The organism is Haloplanus litoreus, assembly GCF_045690335.1.
GTDB classification, from domain to species: domain Archaea; phylum Halobacteriota; class Halobacteria; order Halobacteriales; family Haloferacaceae; genus Haloplanus; species Haloplanus litoreus.
In genome coordinates this window covers 675608-693376 of the sequence record NZ_CP147874.1, presented here as the reverse complement: position 1 = coordinate 693376, position 17769 = coordinate 675608, and the positions used below count along the sequence as shown (strand labels likewise).

General features: G+C 69.0%; 15 protein-coding genes. 7 read left to right on the top strand and 8 right to left on the bottom strand.

Annotation, left to right across the window (positions count from 1 at the left end; translation table 11 throughout):
* Position 1: 1 nt before the first annotated feature.
* The 5 genes from V8686_RS03805 to V8686_RS03785 all read right to left on the bottom strand — a co-directional run bounded on the left by V8686_RS03805 (position 2) and on the right by V8686_RS03785 (position 6333).
* Positions 2-2236 (bottom strand): DUF4129 domain-containing protein, encoded by a 2235-nt coding sequence (locus V8686_RS03805; RefSeq protein ID WP_379702632.1) that lies wholly within the window; start codon positions 2234-2236, stop codon positions 2-4.
* Positions 2237-2291: 55 nt separating this feature from the next.
* Positions 2292-3347, bottom strand: a complete 1056-nt coding sequence (locus tag V8686_RS03800) for an AAA family ATPase (protein ID WP_379702631.1) — start codon at positions 3345-3347, stop codon at positions 2292-2294.
* Positions 3319-4404, bottom strand: a complete 1086-nt coding sequence (locus V8686_RS03795) for a DUF4350 domain-containing protein (protein ID WP_379702630.1) — start codon at positions 4402-4404, stop codon at positions 3319-3321. The genes V8686_RS03800 and V8686_RS03795 overlap by 29 nt, the downstream gene beginning before the upstream one ends.
* On the bottom strand, positions 4404-4679 hold the full coding sequence (locus V8686_RS03790) for a hypothetical protein (protein WP_379702629.1): 276 nt from the start codon (positions 4677-4679) through the stop codon (positions 4404-4406). The genes V8686_RS03795 and V8686_RS03790 overlap by 1 nt, the downstream gene beginning before the upstream one ends.
* A 112-nt stretch (positions 4680-4791) precedes the next feature.
* Positions 4792-6333 carry a hypothetical protein gene (locus V8686_RS03785; RefSeq protein WP_379702628.1) on the bottom strand — a complete coding sequence of 514 codons (1542 nt, stop codon included), beginning with the start codon at positions 6331-6333 and terminating at the stop codon, positions 4792-4794.
* Positions 6334-6552: 219 nt separating this feature from the next.
* Between V8686_RS03785 and V8686_RS03780 the strand changes: the two genes are divergently transcribed.
* Complete coding sequence (locus tag V8686_RS03780) at positions 6553-8709, top strand: Ig-like domain-containing protein (protein ID WP_379828396.1); 2157 nt, start codon at positions 6553-6555, stop codon at positions 8707-8709.
* A gap of 57 nt (positions 8710-8766) precedes the next feature.
* Here V8686_RS03780 and V8686_RS03775 read toward each other — a convergent pair whose 3' ends face one another.
* The 3 genes from V8686_RS03775 to V8686_RS03765 form a co-directional block, all read right to left on the bottom strand.
* On the bottom strand, positions 8767-8997 hold the full coding sequence (locus V8686_RS03775) for a YgaP family membrane protein (protein ID WP_379702626.1): 231 nt from the start codon (positions 8995-8997) through the stop codon (positions 8767-8769).
* A 37-nt stretch (positions 8998-9034) separates the two neighbouring features.
* Positions 9035-10588 (bottom strand): sulfatase, encoded by a 1554-nt coding sequence (locus V8686_RS03770; protein ID WP_379702625.1) that lies wholly within the window; start codon positions 10586-10588, stop codon positions 9035-9037.
* Between the two features lie 108 nt (positions 10589-10696).
* Positions 10697-10861, bottom strand: coding sequence for a DUF7556 family protein (locus tag V8686_RS03765; protein WP_379702624.1), 165 nt, complete (start codon positions 10859-10861; stop codon positions 10697-10699).
* A gap of 147 nt (positions 10862-11008) precedes the next feature.
* Between V8686_RS03765 and V8686_RS03760 the strand changes: the two genes are divergently transcribed.
* The 6 genes from V8686_RS03760 to argC all read left to right on the top strand — a co-directional run bounded on the left by V8686_RS03760 (position 11009) and on the right by argC (position 17699).
* Entirely contained in the window at positions 11009-11857 is an 849-nt protein-coding gene (locus tag V8686_RS03760) for a CBS domain-containing protein (protein ID WP_379702623.1), read from the top strand.
* Positions 11854-13665, top strand: a complete 1812-nt coding sequence (glyS, locus tag V8686_RS03755) for a glycine--tRNA ligase (RefSeq protein WP_379702622.1) — start codon at positions 11854-11856, stop codon at positions 13663-13665. The genes V8686_RS03760 and glyS overlap by 4 nt, the downstream gene beginning before the upstream one ends.
* 2 nt (positions 13666-13667) lie before the next feature.
* A complete protein-coding gene (locus tag V8686_RS03750; RefSeq protein WP_379702621.1) occupies positions 13668-14258 on the top strand; it encodes a dolichol kinase in 591 nt (196 codons plus the stop codon).
* 314 nt (positions 14259-14572) lie between these two features.
* Positions 14573-15805, top strand: coding sequence for an argininosuccinate synthase (locus V8686_RS03745; protein ID WP_379702620.1), 1233 nt, complete (start codon positions 14573-14575; stop codon positions 15803-15805).
* Positions 15805-16665 carry a lysine biosynthesis protein LysX gene (lysX, locus tag V8686_RS03740; protein ID WP_379702619.1) on the top strand — a complete coding sequence of 287 codons (861 nt, stop codon included), beginning with the start codon at positions 15805-15807 and terminating at the stop codon, positions 16663-16665. Before V8686_RS03745 ends, lysX begins: the two co-directional genes overlap by 1 nt.
* Entirely contained in the window at positions 16662-17699 is a 1038-nt protein-coding gene (gene argC, locus V8686_RS03735; RefSeq protein ID WP_379702618.1) for an N-acetyl-gamma-glutamyl-phosphate reductase, read from the top strand. Before lysX ends, argC begins: the two co-directional genes overlap by 4 nt.
* Positions 17700-17769 lie beyond the last annotated feature (70 nt).

Sequence of the window (17769 nt, the reverse complement as noted above, 5' to 3'; positions counted from 1 at the left end):
GTCAGTCGTCGTCCATCGGGTCGGTCGAACCGGGGCCTCGTCCGACGATGGTGGCGGCGTTTTCGAGCGCCAGACGCGCCGTCTCGGTCGTACTCCGAGCAGGCGAGAACGCCGCACGCTCGTAGGCCGCGGTGAGTCGTTCGAGCGCGGCGCGGTCCTCACGGTCGAGCGCCTCCCGATAGACGGCCAGTAGCTCCCAGTGAGTGAGTGCCGGGTCGACGTCGAGGCTGGCGTCGAGGTGCCGTCTGGCCGCCCCGTAGGCGACCACCACCGCCTCGTCGAGGCGTCCCCCGTCGAGACGCCCCCGGGCGGCGTCGAGGAGTCCGACTCCGGGACCGGTCGCGTCACCGTCGGCCCGGCCGCCGTCGACGTCCTCGGCGTCGGGGGTGGAACCGGCGTCGGTCGACGCCCCGTCGGCGTCGGGATCGGTCCCGCTCGCGGGGCCCGTGTCGATACCGAGGAGTTGGCCGACGGCGACGGCCGCGGACCGCCAGATTGCGGACTGGAAGCGTCCCTGACTCCGATAGGCGGCCCCCGTAGAGACGAGCGACACCATCAAGAGCGCGAGCGCGCCGATAGCGAGAAGCGCCGGATCGAGGCGGGAGAGCGACGCCAGCCACGCGTCGAGGGGCGTGTCGACGAACGCGGGCGGCAGCCCGCTGGCGGTGCTAACCCGGACCTGGACGGAGACGGCGTCCAGGTTGCCGCCCGGTGGTTCGTACGCGACGACCATCGTGGTCGTGCCGTTGGCCGGCAGGTCGAGGACGGAGACGTTCCGTTCGAACGCCCCGCCGCCGTCGAGGCGGACGGTGGCGACGAGGTCGGTCCCGCGTCGAATCCGAAGCGTCGCGTTCTTCACGGGGGTGCGACCGGCGGTCAGGGAGCCGAAGACGCGGACCGTATCGGGATCGAGGCGTTCGGTCCCGGCGACCAGTCGCGGCTCGGTTCGCTCGACGGAGACGACCGTCGAGGCGGGATCGGCGGTGAGGGCGCGCCCCCGCCGTGCCAGCGAGACGTCGAGTGTCGAGTTCCCGGCAGGCACGGCTGTCGAAATCGACCCAGCGGCGGAGAAGCCACCGGACGCGTTCGTCTCGGCGGCGGCGAGTCGGACGCCACCGAGAGTCACCACGACGGGGACCCCGGCAACGGGCCGCCCGTCGGCACGGAGCGTGCCCCGGACCGACACCTCGTCGCCGAACGCGGCACGGTCAGACGCCTCGGTCACCCGGAGGGTCCCCTCGGTTTCGCCGACCGAGAGGGTCGTTCGAGCCTCGATGCCGCTGAACGGGGAGTCGTTTCGGGGGCGGTACTCTGCGACGACCGTCGCGTTCCCGGTCGGGACCGTCGTCGGCCGGTAGGTGGCGGTGAAGCTACCGGACGCGTTCGTCTCGGTCCGGATCGTCGTCTCCGGCGTCCGGATCGTCACCGTGCGCCCGGCAAGCGGCGTCTCGTTGGACGCCCGCAGTTGCCCGCGGAGGGTGGCCGGGTCGGCGAAGGAGACGCGCGCCCCGGTCGACGAGAGATTCAGTCGCGGCGGTCGGAACTCCGTGGTTCGAATCCTGCCGGTCGTCGCGGAGACGTTTCCGGTCACCTCGGACGTGATCTCCCGTGCCCTGGTGAGGTTGATCGTACTGTTGCTGGTGACGTGCGCGAAGTCGGCCGAGAGCCGGCGCCCTGCCGACGAGACGCGGTCGCCCTGGGTGGAGACGCGGCGGGCAAGCGCCCTCGCCCGGCGGGATTCACCCTGCCGGCGCGCCTCGCGGTACGCCGCGAGCGTCGACCGATACCGCACGACTGAACGAGTGAAGGCGAGCTGGTGGGCGGCCGTCCGGTTCAGTATCCGGGCTGCGGCGTCGTCGCCCGGGTCGTCGGTCCGCCGGGCGACGTCGCGGTAACGCGTGGCGAGGGAGGTGAACTCCCCCTGCGCACCGAGCGCGGCGCAGGTGCCGTTACCCGCGGGGGTGGCCCGCCGCGCACAGTCGACGAGTGCCGCCTCGATCCGATCGACGAACCAGCCACGGGTCGCGGTGAGGTTACCGCGACCACCGGTCTCGGCCGGATTCTCGTGGACGACGGTCGAGTTGTTCGTCGGCGTGTGCTGGGCGGAGTGGGAGGGGACAGCTCCATCGACCGGGGGCGTCGATGACGAGGCGTCCGCCGTCGTCGTCGTCACGACGGGTCCCGCGAGCAAGAGCAGGGCGACCGTGAGCGCAACGGCTGGATGCTTGCGACTCATCGATCCCCCGCGGCGACGCCGAAACGGATCGGTCGGATCGGGATCACGGTCCGAATCAGTCGATGTCGTCGAGGGAGCCGGCACCGTCGCCGACGGCGGTCGATTCCGTGCCGTCGCGCACGTCGGCGGTCGGTCCCGCACCGTCGTTCACGTCGGGAGGTGTTACGCCGTTGAGGACGTCCCGGACGACCGTTCGTGGAGCGACGTCGCTCAGTTCCGCGTCCGTCGACAGGACGAGACGGTGGGCCAGCACCCGTTCGGCCAGCGCCTTCGGATCGTCCGGAATGACGTAGGATCGGCCACGGATCGCCGCCCGAGCCTTCGAGGCTCGGAGCAACGAGATAGCCGCTCGCGGGGAGGCACCGTAGACGACGTCGGAACTCGTACGCGTCCCCTCGACGATGTCGAGGATGTAGTCCCGGACCGACGACTGCAAGAACACGTCGTCGACCGTTCGGCGTGCCGCGACGATGGCGTCGGGAGCGACGACGGGGTCGACGGTGTCCGGTCCCCGTTCGGGATGTTCGTCGAACGCATCGAGGAGTTGGGTTTCGAGGGCGCGGTCCGGAACGTCGACCCGGAGTTTGCTCAGAAAGCGGTCACGCTGTGCTTCGGGCAGGGTGAAGGTCCCCTCCATCTCGATGGGGTTCTGGGTCGCGACGACCATGAACGGCGTCGGCAGGTCGTGTGTCTCGCCCTCGATGGTCACCTGGCCCTCCTGCATCGCTTCGAGGAGCGCACTCTGGGTCTTCGGCGTCGCACGGTTGATCTCGTCGACGACGACGATGTTCGAGAAGATCGGTCCGCGCTGTAAGTCGAAATCGCCGGTCCGGGCACGATAGATACGGGAGCCGGTGACGTCCGCCGGCAGAAGATCCGGCGTCATCTGGATCCGCCGGTGATCGAGACCAAGCGTCCTGGCAAAGAGCGTGGCGATCGTCGTCTTGGCCACGCCCGGAATACCCTCCAGTAGAACGTGTCCACGGGAGAGCAGGGCAATCGACAGCCCTTCGAGGATCTCCCGATTGCCCACGAGGACGCGGCCGGCTTCGTCGCGAATTTCGTCGAACAGCGCGGCGGGTTCAGCCGCCGTCTCCTCCTCGTTCGTCATTAGTGGTTCCACTCCGCTTTTGTTTCTCATCCATCATAACTCCTGTCACGCGTCGAACCAGACGTCCGAGCACTCGGGCGGGGCGTCGACGGGCGGACCGACGGCGGAACAGTCCCCGATCCGGGGATAGAACCGTGCCGGGCGTACCGCGCCGACGCGAGCGGATCGGCGGGAGTCGGGCACTCAGGAGGAGGACGATTCCGAGCAGGAGGGATCCGAGGAGGCCCTGAAGCGCGGGACTTCGCTGGAGTGCGAGCGCCGCGCCGATCAGCGGCGGGACGCCGCTCGTGTGTGAGTGATCGAACAGGACCGTTTCCCGTCCGGCGAAGAGGCCACGGGTGAAGCGTCGGTTCCCATCCCGTTCGATCATCGCGTTGATGAACAGGCTCGGATCGGCGACGACCACCACTTGCCCCTCGCCGAGTCGTTCGGCGGTGACGACGGGATAGCGCCGCATCGACTCCCCGCTGTCGAGCGACGCGTCCCCGTCGTCGTCGAGGTAGGCGAACGGGGACGTCTCGACGACGACCCGCGAGCCGTGCGGGTCGAGGACGGTACCGTGGTTGAGCGTGAGGCTGTCGACGTCCTCGGTGAGTCGTGACGGGGCGACGCCAGTCGCGACCGGAACGCTCGGCGAGCGGTAGTAGTGGCGCTCGTCGCGGACTAGCCGCCCGTCGACGCGCGTCTCGGCGCCGAGTCGTCGGAGCAGCGAGTTCGAGTGCGGGCCGAAGTCCTCCGCCACGACCAGCGTGCCGCCCGCCCGGACGAACCGTCGGAGTCGAGCCGCGTCCGCCTCGGCGTACGCCTCGTCGGGCGAGAGGACGAGCGCGACCGTACGACCCGGGACGACGCCGTCGTAGGCGGCCGTCCGTGTCGCGACGACGGACGACGCCGCGGCCGCTCTGGCTTCTTCGTGCAAGTTCGACGTGCCGTCCCAGCCCGGGTTGTAGGCACCGAACGCGGGGTCCGACGTGGACGCCCCCCAGAGACCGGCGACGACCAGGACGACGGCGAGTGCCACGGCCAGGCGACCGGGGAAGTGTGACGGGAGAACCATCAGGACACTCCGGTTGGGAGGACGCCCAGAGCGCGTTCGGCGACGACGTAGGCGAAGCCGGCAAGTCCGAGGAGAACGAGCCAGCGGAGCCGCTGCCGCCAGGCGGGAGTGACCCGAACGGGGGTAGTCAGTTCGGCCACGATCAGGAAGCCGGCGAACGAGACGACGAAAAACGGCTCGTACGCGAGTGAATCGAGGAGGGCTAACACGAGTGCCGTCGCCAGCATCCACGCCAGTTGCGCGTGAACGAACCGGCGGCGTTTCGTGACGGCCATACATGTCAACATGGGTACGCTACGGTTTGAACGTACCGGCGCGCGTGCTCGCGGAGTGGTCGCCGCGACGCTCCCGACGGCGAGGGGCGCAGGCCGGCCCCACGGCGGCGGCTCAGTCCGTGGCCGGCGACGTGGCAAAGCCTTCACGCTCGAGTTTGGTGGCGAGATGCCGTGGAAGGTACTCGTGGACCACGACGTCGTTCGGTCGGTAGGCCGTCCAGCCGGTCTTGGTGAATCGGGCGTCTCCGCGGTGCCGGTGCTCGGGGGCGGGACGGCCGGCGACGTTCTGGAGGAGGCCACGGACGATGAGTCGGTCGCGATACGGCAGCGTTCCGCCCCGGAAGTCCCGTTCGTCCTCGTCGACCAGCACCGTTCGTCCGGGGGTCGTCGCGTAGCCGTCGAAGACGTTGTTTCGGTCGTCGAGTCGCATGAGGATCACGTGGTGGTAGACGTCCGCACGCGGTCCCACGACCGCGGCGGTCGAATTTCGTCTGAGGGCTCGTCGGGCCGAGCCGTTGGTGCGGAACGACCGATCGATCGACAACCGCTCGCCGGCGACGAAGTGGACGGAGATTCCCGTCGTCCCGTCCGGGTTCTCGACGTTCATCCGATCGAACGCCCCCCTGATGTAGGTCCGGTCGCTCTCCCGCATCGCCCAGGCCGACTTGGTGCGTGATACCATCACGTAGAGGTCCTTGCGGAGCGGGTTCGCTCCGGGGAGGGTGACGTTCTCGGGTGCATGCCCGCGCACCTCCCACCCGTCGAGCAACGAATCGCCGTCGGTGTCCGGGTCGGTCGGATCGGTCCCGACGGAGAGTTCGCGGGCGTCGTCGAGGGCGTCGTCGTCGGTGTCCGCGGCCAGCGGATCGGTCTCGCCGGCCAGTTCGGTCCCGTCGTCGAGGCCGTCCCCGTCCGTGTCCGCGAGGACGGGGTTCGTCCCCGCCTCCACTTCGGCGCCGTCGAGGGCGCCGTCGTCGTCGGTGTCCGCGACCAGCGGGTCGGTCTCGCCGGCCAGTTCGGTCCCGTCGTCGAGGCCGTCCCCGTCCGTGTCCGCGAGGACGGGGTTCGTCCCCGCCTCCACTTCGGCGCCGTCGAGGGCGCCGTCGTCGTCGGTGTCCGCGACCAGCGGATCGGTCTCGCCGGCCAGTTCGGTCCCGTCGTCGAGGCCGTCCCCGTCCGTATCCGCGAGGATGGGATCGAGTCCGTACTCGACCTCGCGGCCGTCGGTCACCCCGTCGCCGTCGGTGTCCGCGACCAGCGGGTCGGTTCCCCTCGTCACCTCGGAGTGGTCGTCGAGTCCATCACCGTCGGTGTCCGCGACCGTGGGGTCCGTTCCGAGGAGTCGCTCGCGCTCCGCGGGAAGTCCGTCGTCGTCGTAACTGGGCGTCCCGGGCGTCGGCGTGACCGGAGACGCCTCGACCGTCGCTCCGCTCGCTCCCCCGGCGGTCCCGTTCCCGTCCCCGTCCGCAGCCAATCCGGCACAGCCGGCCGTCGAGACCAGGAGGACGAGGAGGGAAACGGCGGCGAGCCGGCCCGAACGGACGGGGAGCCGGGATCGGACCCACCGTACTGGCCAGTGACGGGCCGCGACGGGACCCTCCCCGACCGCGTCGACCGACGTCCCTCGGCACTCGCTCCCCCCGATGTCGTCCATGGAGTCGATTGAGACATCGGAGAGAAGTGTTAAAATTGTTAGGACTGTTCGCCGGCCACGGTTGGGCCGGCCGTCCCCGAACGTCGAGGCGCGTCCGGACTGCGGGGCACCCGGGCAGGCCGCTACTACTGGGCGGAGAACGAGCACCGGAATCGTCGAGGTGTCGACGGATTTCCCCGTCCGGAACACTTAGTGTAGTCGGTTCTACACCCGTATGATATGGGGAGACGCACACGGGGACGCGTCGTAGCGGCAGTGATCGCACTGGTCGTCGTGTCGGGGGTCGCACCGGCGGTGGCGGCCGCACCGAGTCTCAGCGTGACGGTAGACGGATCGACGGTAGCGGACGGGGAAACGGTCACGATCACCGACGATCCGCTGATCGGCATCGAGGCGTCCGGCGACGGGACCATCGAATCGGTGGAGCTCAGGATCGACGGCGAGACGCGCCGGAGCTACCAGCCGGGCGCGGAGTCGTTCTCCGACACCGTCGACCTCGACCTCGACGACGGCGAACACGAGATGACGGTCGTCGCGGAGGGATCGGGCACGACTCGGCGGACGATGACGGTTCGGAAGGACTCCGACGGGCCGCGCGTGAGTTACACCTCGCCGTTCACCACCGAACGCACGGGACCGACTGGGACGGTGACGATAGAGGAGGCCGACACGACGATTGCGGGTGAGCTGTTCGATCAGAGCGGCGTCGAGATGGTGCGGATCGAGCGCAACTACGAGTGGACGTTCGCCGGGCAGAGCCGCCGTGACCGGACGACCTACCGCATCGATGACCCGGGGGAGAACTTCTCGCGACCCCTGCTGTTCGGCCTGGGCGAGAACGAGATGCGCGTGGAGGTGATCGACGTCCACGGACAGCGCAGCACCCACGACTTCACCGTCGAGGTGGTCGACGGGACGCGGCCGTCGATCAGCCTCGACCGCTTCGAGCGACGCGGGAACACGCTCGACGTCGCGGGCGTCGTCGACGACAACGTCAAGGTGAAGTCGCTCAGCGTCCGGGCCGCGAGCGGGGAGAAGTCCGTATTGACCGAGACGTCGAAGGAGCCGAACCGGGAGCGAGTCTCGGCCGACTTCGAGTTCACCACCCGAGTCACCGACGAGACGGAGGAGATAACGCTCGTCGCCACCGACGTGGCCGGGAACACCCGAGAGTGGTCGGTCCCCCTCGACTACCGAGGGCATCTGGTACCGACGATCAGCATCGACCGCGAGGCGACACGCGTCGACGGCGAGGCCGTCGCCGTCGCTGGGCTGGTCTCGGAGGGGCAGGTCACACGCGTCGTCGCCGAGACGGTGGGACCGGACGGCTCGACGGTCTCGACGGCCACCGTCTACGAGGGCGAGGCGACGGATCGGGTCCCCGTCAGCGCCCGCCTCGGCAGTGCCGACGGGGAGACGACTGTGGTCGTCCGTGCCGTCGACGCCGACGGCCGGGAACACGAGGAGACGCTGACGCTGGCCACCGGAGGGGGCCAAGAGACGGTGACGGCGGCGGAGTCGACGCCCGCCGAGACCACCACCGTCGCCCCGTCGACGCCGGTAACGACGACGACCGCCGCCGAGGTGGACGCGGCGGAGGACCCCGGACAGCCACGCAGCCTCGGCCTCGGAGCCGCCACGAACCGGCTCCCGGTCCCCGCCTCGCTCCCGTTCCCGCTCTCCCTCCCGCTTCCCGTCCCCTTCGCCGGGACGGTCCTGGTTCTGGCCGTCCTCGGTCTCGCCATGGCCATCAGCAACGTCACCGAAATCGAGACGGACGACGGGGCGACAACGGCGGCGACCGGGAGGACGGGGTCGCCGGCCGAGTCCGGGGAGACGGACGCCAGTAGGGAAACCGTGACCGGTGGCGCCGGTCCCGGCGAACCGGCGGCCGGCACTCCGAGCGCCGACCCGCGCGGTCACGTCGAGGGACCGGCCGACCGCGACGCCGAGCCACGCGGCTCCGTCGGGGCGACGGGGTCGCCGGAGCCGACCGATCGGCCGACCGGGACGGGCAACACCGACCCGACGGCGCGGCCGCGGGCCGACGAAGGGGTCGACGAATCGACCGCGCCACCGGACGCGGACTCGACGCCGGACCCGGAACCGGCGTTCGACGTGACGGACCACCTGGGTGTGGCGTCGATAGCGGACGTGGACGCCGCCGACGTGTCGACGCTCGTCGAGCAACTCGACGACGCGGAGTCGGTCGCGGACGCGGCCCGTGGACTGGCGGAGGTCGCGGCCGAGCGGCCGGCGTTGCTCCGCGACACCGACGCCGAATCCCGCCTCCGTGACCTCCGACTGGATCCGGACCCGGCGGTGAGCGACGCGGCGAGCGAGGCAGTGCACCACCTCACCGAGGCGGACGACTGATACGGATTCTTGTACCCGTTTCCCGGCCGGAACTGACTGCCAAGGGTCCGTCCGAGGTTACAGCCGGCGACGGGTGTCCCGGCCGAGGAGGGCGTTGATCGGACAGCGACGGACGCTGGCGGTGACGAACATCACGGCCGCGAAGACGAGCATCGCGCCCGCGACGACGGTCTGGAGTGGACCGGTCAGACCGCCGCCGTAGACGACGACGGCGACCGTCGACAGCACGGCGAGGGCGCCGAGAGCCAGCCGGACCGTGCGGTCGTTGCCACCGACGTTCGGTTCCATATCCCGCCCTTGGGGGCCGAGAGAAAAAAACCGTCCGCTACTCCAGATACCCCAGGTCCCGCAACCGCTCACGAGCCTCGTCGTCCATGTCGGCGACGGCGTCGTCGGTCACGTCGGCGTCGGCAGCGCCGGTCCAGGCGCCGCCCACCTCCGACTCGAAAACGGTGAGGGCGCGTTCGACCTCGCGGATCCCGGAGTGGTCGTCCAGGTCGGCTGCCACGTTCGCCGTCTCTCTCGGATCGGTATCGAGGCGGTAGGCCTCGTCGTCGATCCGGTCGACGCGGACGTACTTCGCGTCGGGACGGCGGGCGGCCCGCATCCGGGCGTAGAAGCGGGAATCCTCGGGGAGGTCGATACCGGCGGCCGACGCCTTCTCCTCCAGTTGCTTGAGTTCGACCACGGGCCGAGAGTACTCGACGAAGCCGACACCGCCCCGAGGAGCGGCCGCCTGCCCGGGGTCGGGGTCGGCCACGGCGTCGAAGGCACGGTAGTCGTCGGCGAGGAGGGAGCGCGTCGGGTCGCAGGCCACGGCCGTCTCGCCGGGGGCGGCCGGATCGCCCCCATGAGTGTCGAGAGCGTCGAGGACGGTGTGATACAGGTCGACGAGTTCGACGGTGTCCGTCCGGCGGTCGGCGGTCAGGTCGGGGTGTTTGATCATCAGCGGTACGTTCACCAGCGGGTCGTAGAGGCAGAACTCGTGGCCGTAGAGGTCGTGTTCCCCGTGGAGTTCGCCGTGGTCAGCGCAGACGACGACGGTGGTGTCGTCCCACTCTCCCTCGGCCCTGAGCCAGTCGAACAGGCGCGTGAGTTGGGCGTCGATGTGGGCGATTTCGGCGTCGTACAGGTTCCGGATGTCGGCCCACTCCTCGTCGTCGATGTCGCGGGCGCCCGCGTTGTACTCCTTGGAGTTCTGGCAGACGGCAGTGGAGTCGACGCCGGGGGCGAACTCCTCGGCGAACTCGTCCGGCGGGTGGTACGGGAGGTGGGCGTCCATCAGGTTGACGAACGCGAACCAGTCCTCGGAGTCCTCGACGAACTCCATCGTGCGGTCGACGACGGCGGGCGTCTTCGAGTCGGCCCCCTCGCCGCCCGCGAAGTACTCGTGGGCGACGTTGCCGAGGGAGACGAGTTTGTCCGCAAGGGTTCGAAGACGGTCGCTGTCGTTCATCGTCTTCCACGCGCGAGCGAGGGGGCCGGAGAGCAGGTCGCCCGGCATCACCTCGAAGAAGTTGTCCTGGTGGTCGAAGCCGTCGGTGAGGTGGGTGTAGGGGGTGATCCAGGCGTTCGAGGAGTAACAGGCGGTGTCGTAGCCGGCCGACGAGAGCGTCTCGGCGAGGGTGGTGGCGCCCTCCAGATAGGGGTTCTCCTGATCGGCGCCGTGTTGGCTGGGGTAGAGACCGGTGAAGAGGGAGGCGTGAACGGGGAGGGTCCAGGGCGCCGGGGCCACCGCCTCCTCGAAGACGGTGGCCTCGGATGCGAACTCGGCCAGACCGGGCGTCGTCGGTCGGTCGTAGCCGTAGGGCGTCAGGTGGTCCGCCCGAACCGTGTCCATGACGACGAAGAGGACGTTCCCGGGGGCGTCGCGCGACATGTCTCTCCGTGCGTGAGTGGAGCGAATAAAGCCCGGGGATCCGGTCGAAGGGACGGCCCGATCGCTCCCGAACGACGGCAACCGAGCCCCAGGACCGATACCGTGCCGCTATCGCCAGTCGTCGAGCCCCGGGGCGTCGGTAAGCTGGATGGAGACCCACGCGTCGTCGCGGGAGATGTCGGCGATGACGAACTCCGGAAGTCCCGCCCCCTCGTCGACGGAGGCCATGACATCCGAACCCTTCCCCCCTGCTGTCGTCACGTCGGGCGCCATGTATGGTACAATGTAACAACCTCATATAAATACGTCGATATGACAACAGAGGTGGAGTGGTACGACGGTCGGGGTCGGTCGCGTAGGCACCGTGACCGCGGCTCGGCGTTCGCAGAGTATTAGAGGGTGGGCGGCGGAACGGGAGGCATGCAAGTAGCCGACGCGATGACGCCCCGCGCGGACGTCGTGACGGTCGACCTCCCGGGAACCCGGGACGACGCCCTCGAATATCTGCAGGAGCGGGGCTTCTCGTCGATCCCCGTCGTCAAGCCGACGGACGACGGCGAAGCGTACCGCGGACTGGTCTCGCGGGACGACCTCATCGAGAACCCCGACGAGGACCAGCTCGCACTGTTGATGCGCGAGGTGCCGACGACGACGGCCGACGCCGACCTCGTGGAGGTGGCCCACATGATGGTCGCACAGGCGGCCCGCCGTATTCCGGTCGTCGACGGTGATAGTCTCGACGGCATGCTCACCGTCACCGACGTGGTCCGGGCAATCGCCCGTGGCGACGTCGACGGCGAGACGCCGGTCGACACGCTCGCGAGCCGTGACGTGAACACCGTCTACCACGAGACGCCGTTGACCGTCGCCGAACGCGAGATCTACTACGCGAACGTCCCGTACGCGGTGGTCCTCGACGACGACGGCGAGATGACGGGGATGCTCACCGAGGTGGACATCATCGACGTCGCCCGCGTCGTCGAGGGCGAGGACGACACCGGCGAGAGCATCGCCAACCAGGACGACGAGTGGATGTGGGAGGGGATCAAGGCCGTCGGGAACCGCTACTACCCCACCCGGAACGTCGAGATTCCGCGCGAACCCGTCGGAACCTTCATGACCGACGATCTAGTGACCGTCTCGGGCCGCAAGACCGCCAAGGAGGTCGCGCGACTCCTCCTCTCGAACGACATCGAACAGGTGCCCCTCGTCAACGGCGGATCGCTCACGGGTATCGTCCGGGACGTGGATCTGCTGGAGGGTGTATGAGCGACGCGCGCGCCATCACCGAACTCGCGAAGCGGCGCGGGTTCTTCTTCGGCGCGAACGAGGCCTACGGCGGCGTCGCCGGGTTCTACACCTTCGGTCCCGAGGGGGCCGCGCTCAAGCGCAACGTCGAGGCGGCGTGGCGCGACCGCTTCACGGTCCGCGAGGGCAACGACGAAATCGAGGCGCCGACCATCGCCCCCGAGGCCGTCTTCGAGGCCTCCGGTCACCTCGACGGCTTCGACGACATGCTGGTCGAGTGCGGCGAGTGCGGCGAGAGCCACCGCGCCGACCACCTGGTCGAGGACGCGACGGACGTCGAGGAGGCCGAGAGTCTGCCGATCCCCGAGGTGGAGGAACTGGTCGCGGAGTACGAAATCGCCTGTCCGTCCTGTGGCGCCCCCCTCGCCGGCCGCTCGATCGAGGAGTTCAACCTCATGTTCGAGACGTCGATCGGTCCCGGCTCCGGGCACCCGGGCTACCTCCGTCCCGAGACGGCACAGGGTATCTTCGTCGAGTTCCCGCGCCTGAAGGAGTACGCTCGCAACAAACTCCCGTTCGGGATCACACAGGTCGGTCGCGCCTACCGTAACGAGATCAGTCCCCGGAAGGGCATCGTTCGCACTCGGGAGTTCACGCAGGCGGAACTGGAGCAGTTCGTCGATCCGGACGACGACGACCCACCGCTCGACCGGGTTGCCGACGTGTCCCTCCGCCTCTACCCCGCGGCCGAACAGGAGGCACCCGACGGCGAGTACGTGGAGGCGACGGTCGCCGAAGCGGTCGCGGAGGGCATCGTCGCGAGCGACTGGGTGGCCTACTACCTCGGCGTCGCCCGGGAGTGGTACGACCGGATCGGCGTCGACGGCGACCGGTTTCGCTTCCGCCAGCACCTGCCGGGCGAACGCGCCCACTACGCCGCGGACTGTTGGGACGCCGAGAGCGAAGTGAGCGGCGCAGTGAGCGACGATCCGACGGTCGGCGACTGGATCGAAATCGCCGGCTTCGCCTACCGCGGCGACTACGACCTCTCGAAACACGCCGACCACAGCGACGACGACTTCACCGTCTTCGAGCAGTACGACGAGCCACGGACCGTCGAGCGGGCGGTCGTCGACCCCGACATGAGCGTCCTCGGCCCGGAGTTCGGCGGGAGTGCCGGCGACGTGGCCGACGCCCTGCGCGACCTGGCGGCGCGTGACCCCGACGCCTTCGACGGCGACGAGGTCACCGTCGAGGTCGGCGGCGAGGACGTGACCCTCGACGCCGAGGTGGCGAACTTCCGGATCGAGGAACAGACCGAGGCGGGCGAACACGTCACGCCACACGTGGTCGAACCGTCGTTCGGCGTCGACCGCACCGTCTACACGCTGATCGCCCACGGCTACGACCGGGACCTGATCGACGGCGAGGAGCGAACCTACCTCTCGCTGTCGCCGGAAGTGGCGCCGACGGACGTGGCCGTCTTCCCGCTGGTGAGCGACGAGGCGCTGGAGAATCTGGCCGACGACGTGGTCGCCGACCTGCGGTCGGCGGGGCTGTCGGTCGCCCACGACGACTCCGGCAACATCGGGCGGCGCTACCGCCGACAGGACGAGGTGGGGACGCCGCTGTCGGTAACCGTCGACCACGAGAGCGTCGAGGAACGTCCGGCGACGGTGACGGTCCGCGACCGGGACAGCACCGCACAGGTGCGGATGCCGGTCGACGAGCTCGCGGCGCAACTGGAGACGATTCTCGCGGGCGACGACGCGTTCGAGAGCCTCCTCGAGACGTACGAACGGGTCGAGACGGATGTCACGCGTTCCTGAGGATGGCCAGCGAACTCCGGCGACGGGCCGTCCACGCCAGCGGCGTCGGCTTCCCGGCGCTGTACCTGCTGGGACTGGTCGAGTGGCGGACGCTCGGCTACCTCCTCGTCGCCGGATCGGTCGTCGCCGCGGTCCTGGAGGCGGTCCGGCTCCTGATCGGCCTCGACTGGACCGTCTACGAGACGCTCACTCGGGAGTACGAACGCGACAACGTCGCCGGCTACGCGCTCTACATGTTCAGCATGACCACCGTCGCGTGGGCCTTCGCCCCGCCCGTCGCGGTTCCCGGCATGTTGATGCTCACCATCGGCGACCCAGTGAGCGGCCTCCTCGGCTCGAACGAGGCGGGCCGGGCCAAGCGCGCCGGCGTCCTCGCGGCCATGTTCGCGGTCTGTTTCTCGCTCGCGGCGCTCGTGTTGGTGCGGAGCGTGTCGCTCCCGACGGCACTGCTCGCCGCCGTTGTCGGCGGAGCCGGCGCCACCGTCGCCGACGGCTTCACCCCCGTCGTCCGGGGCTACGTTCTCGACGACAACCTCACCATCCCGCCAGTGGCCAGTCTGGGCATCTGGCTCGTCCTGCACGTCGCCGCGTAGGCCGTCGCCACCGCGTGCCGACCCCGACGCGGCGACGGCGCGTCTCGCGGGGCGTTCGCAAGATATTTGTATCGACGTGGGCTGTGTTTCGACAATGGACCGGACGGTACCCGCCTCGTCCGAACTCGTCCGCCCCACCCTCGCAGTCCGTCGACCGCGACGACTGGGCCGTTAGGCCCACCTATCACTTCACTCCCCCGTCAGTTCCGTTCTCCCGATCACCAACCGACCGGCTCCACGAGCGTCCAGTTTCTCGTTTCATTTCAATAATAAAAACATAGAATTTAAGTCTCTAAGGGGCGGATACGTCGATAATGACACGTGTGGCACTCGCGTTCTCCGGCGGACTCGACACGACAGTATGCGTCCCGCTCCTCGAAGAGGAGTGGGGGTACGACGAAGTCGTCGGCGTCACGGTCGACGTCGGCCAGCCAGCGGCGGAGTTCGCCGAAGCCGAGGAGACGGCCGAGGCGCTGGATCTGGAACACTACGTCGTCGACGCCAAGGCGGAGTTCGCGTCGCAGTGTCTCGACTCCGTTCGGGCGAACGCCACGTACCAGGGCTACCCGCTCGGGACGGCGCTCGCGCGCCCGGTCATCGCCGAGGCCATCCTCGACGTTGCGAAAGAGAACGACTGTGACGCCGTCGCGCACGGCTGTACGGGCAAGGGCAACGACCAGTTGCGCTTCGAAGCGGTCTGGCGCGCCTCCGACCTCGACGTGATCGCGCCGGTGCGCGAACTCGGCCTCACCCGCGAGTGGGAAATCGAGTACGCCGCCGAGAAGAACCTCCCCGTCGAGGGCGGCAACGAGGGCGTCTGGAGCATCGACACGAACCTCTGGAGTCGTTCCATCGAGGGCGGGGACCTCGAACGGCCGGGTCATGTGCCGAGCGAGGAGATCTACGACTGGACGCGGTCGCCGTCCGGCGACACCGAGGAGATCGAACTCACGTTCGAGAACGGCTACCCCGTCGCCGTCGACGGCGAGGAGATGGCCCCCATCGCCCTCATCGAGCACCTCAACGAGGTGGCCGGCGAGTACGGCGTCGGGCGCACGGACATGATGGAAGACCGGATGCTCGGCCTGAAGGTGCGCGAGAACTACGAGCATCCGGCGGCGACGACGCTGCTGAACGCCCACGAGACGCTGGAGAGTCTGGTGCTCACGAAGGAGGAGCGCGACTTCAAGAAACTGGTCGACGACGAGTGGTCCCAGAAGGGGTACGAGGGGCTGGTCGACGCGCCGCTGATGGACGCCCTGGAGGGGTTCATCGACGCGACACAGACCCGCGTCACCGGCACGGTGACGATTCGGTTCGAGGGCGGCCAAGCCCGTCCGGTCGGCCGCGACAGCGAGTACGCGGTGTACGACGAGTCCTTCGCCTCCTTCAACACGGAGGACGTCGGCGATATCACGCAGGCCGACGCGACGGGCGTCGCGAAGTACCACGGCTTCCAGGAGCGGCTCGCGGCGAAGGTGCTCGCCGAGGCGAAAGGCAAGGAAAACGAAGCGGTGACTGACGGCGCGGACTGGAGCGAGGAGTGATGCACGTCGGACTGCTGTACTCGCGGATCAGGCGGGACGAGAAGCTCCTGCTCTCGGAGCTCCGGGACCGCGACCACGAGGTGACGAAAATCGACGTCCGGAAAGAGCGGTTCAACATCCGCGAGGCCCCCGCGGCGTTCGACGACGTCGACATCGCCATCGATCGATGTCTGGCGACGAGTCGAAGCCGTTACGTCACGCGCTTTCTCGACGCCTACGGCGTGCCCGTCATCAACGCGGCCGACACCGCGGAGCTGTGTGCGGACAAGGTGAAAAACAGCCTCGTGCTGGAGGACGCGGGCGTGCCGACGCCGAACACCGACGTCGCCTTCACCACCGACAGCGCCCTCGAATCCATCGAGGCGTTCGGCTACCCCTGCGTCCTCAAGCCGGTGATCGGGTCGTGGGGACGGCTGATGGCGAAAGTCGACTCCCGCAGCGCCGCCGAGGCGATTCTGGAGCACAAGGCCACGCTCGGCCACTACGAACACAAGGTGTTCTACATCCAGGAGTTCGTCGAGAAGCCGGGGCGTGACATCCGCGTCGTCGCCACGGACGGCGAACCCGTCGCCGCGATGACCCGCAGTTCGGATCACTGGCTGACCAACGCCGCGAAGGGCGGCGAAGTCGACCAGTTCGAGGTGGACGACGAAGTGGCCGAACTCGTGGAACGCGCCTCCGACGCCGTCGGCGGCGGCTTGCTCGGCGTCGACCTCATGGAGACGGGCGACTCGTACACCGTCCACGAGGTGAACCACACGGTCGAGTTCAAGGCGCTGGACTCGTGTGTCGACTTCGACGTGCCCGCGGCCATCGTCGACTGGCTGGAGACGAAGGCGGGACAGGAGGCGACGGCATGACCTACACCGCGAGCGTCGTCGGCGGCAGCGGCTTCACCGGGGGCGAACTCCTCCGCCTGCTCGACGGCCACCCCGAGTTCGAGGTGGTGCAGGCGACCAGTCGGAGCTACGAGCGCAAGACGGTGGGGCACCAACATCCCAACCTCCGCGCGATGGACCTCCGCTTTACTTCGCCGACGGAGCTCGACCCCGTGGACGTGCTGTTCGCGGCGACACCCCACGGCGTCTCGATGGAGCGCATCGACGCCTTCCGGGAGGCGGCCGACACGGTGGTCGACCTGAGCGCGGACTTCCGGCTGGGAACCGAAGCACAGTACGACGAGTGGTACGACGGCCACGAGCGCCCCGACCTGCTCGCCGACGCGGAGTACGCGCTCCCGGAACTCAACCGCGACAACCTCGCCGGTGCCGACCTGATCGCCTCGGGCGGGTGCAACGCGACGGCGACGATTCTGGGGCTGAAACCCCTGTTCGACGCCGGGATCCTGAGCGGCGACGAGCAGGTGGTCGTCGACGTGAAAGTCGGCTCGTCGGAGGGCGGTGCCGGCGGCGGCGCGGCCTCCTCACATCCCGAGCGGTCGGGCATCGTCCGGCCCTACGCCCCGACGGGCCACCGCCACGAGGCGGAAATCGAGCAGTTCCTCGGGTGCTCGGTGTCCTTTACCGTCCACGCGGTGGACATGACCCGCGGCGCCGCCGCGACCTGTCACGTCTTCCCGGACGGCCCGGTGACGAAGAAGGACCTCTGGAGCACCTACCGCGAGAGCTACGAGGACGAACCGTTCATGCGCACCGTCGCCGGCGGTGGCGGCGTCTACCGTTACCCCGAACCGAAGGCGGTCGCCGGCACCAACTACGGCGAAGTCGGGTTCGAACTCGATCCCGGGAACAAACGCTTGGTCGTGTTCTCGGCCATCGACAACATGATGAAGGGATCGGCGGGACAGGCGGTCCACGCCGCGAACGTCGCCCTCGGCATCGAGGAGACGGCCGGCCTGGAGTTCCAGGGGCTACACCCGGTGGGGGCACCGTAGCATGATTTCAGGAAGGCACTCCTGCTCGTGGGGTCACGGCTCCGCAGTGAACCGCTCCGCGGGCTGTGAC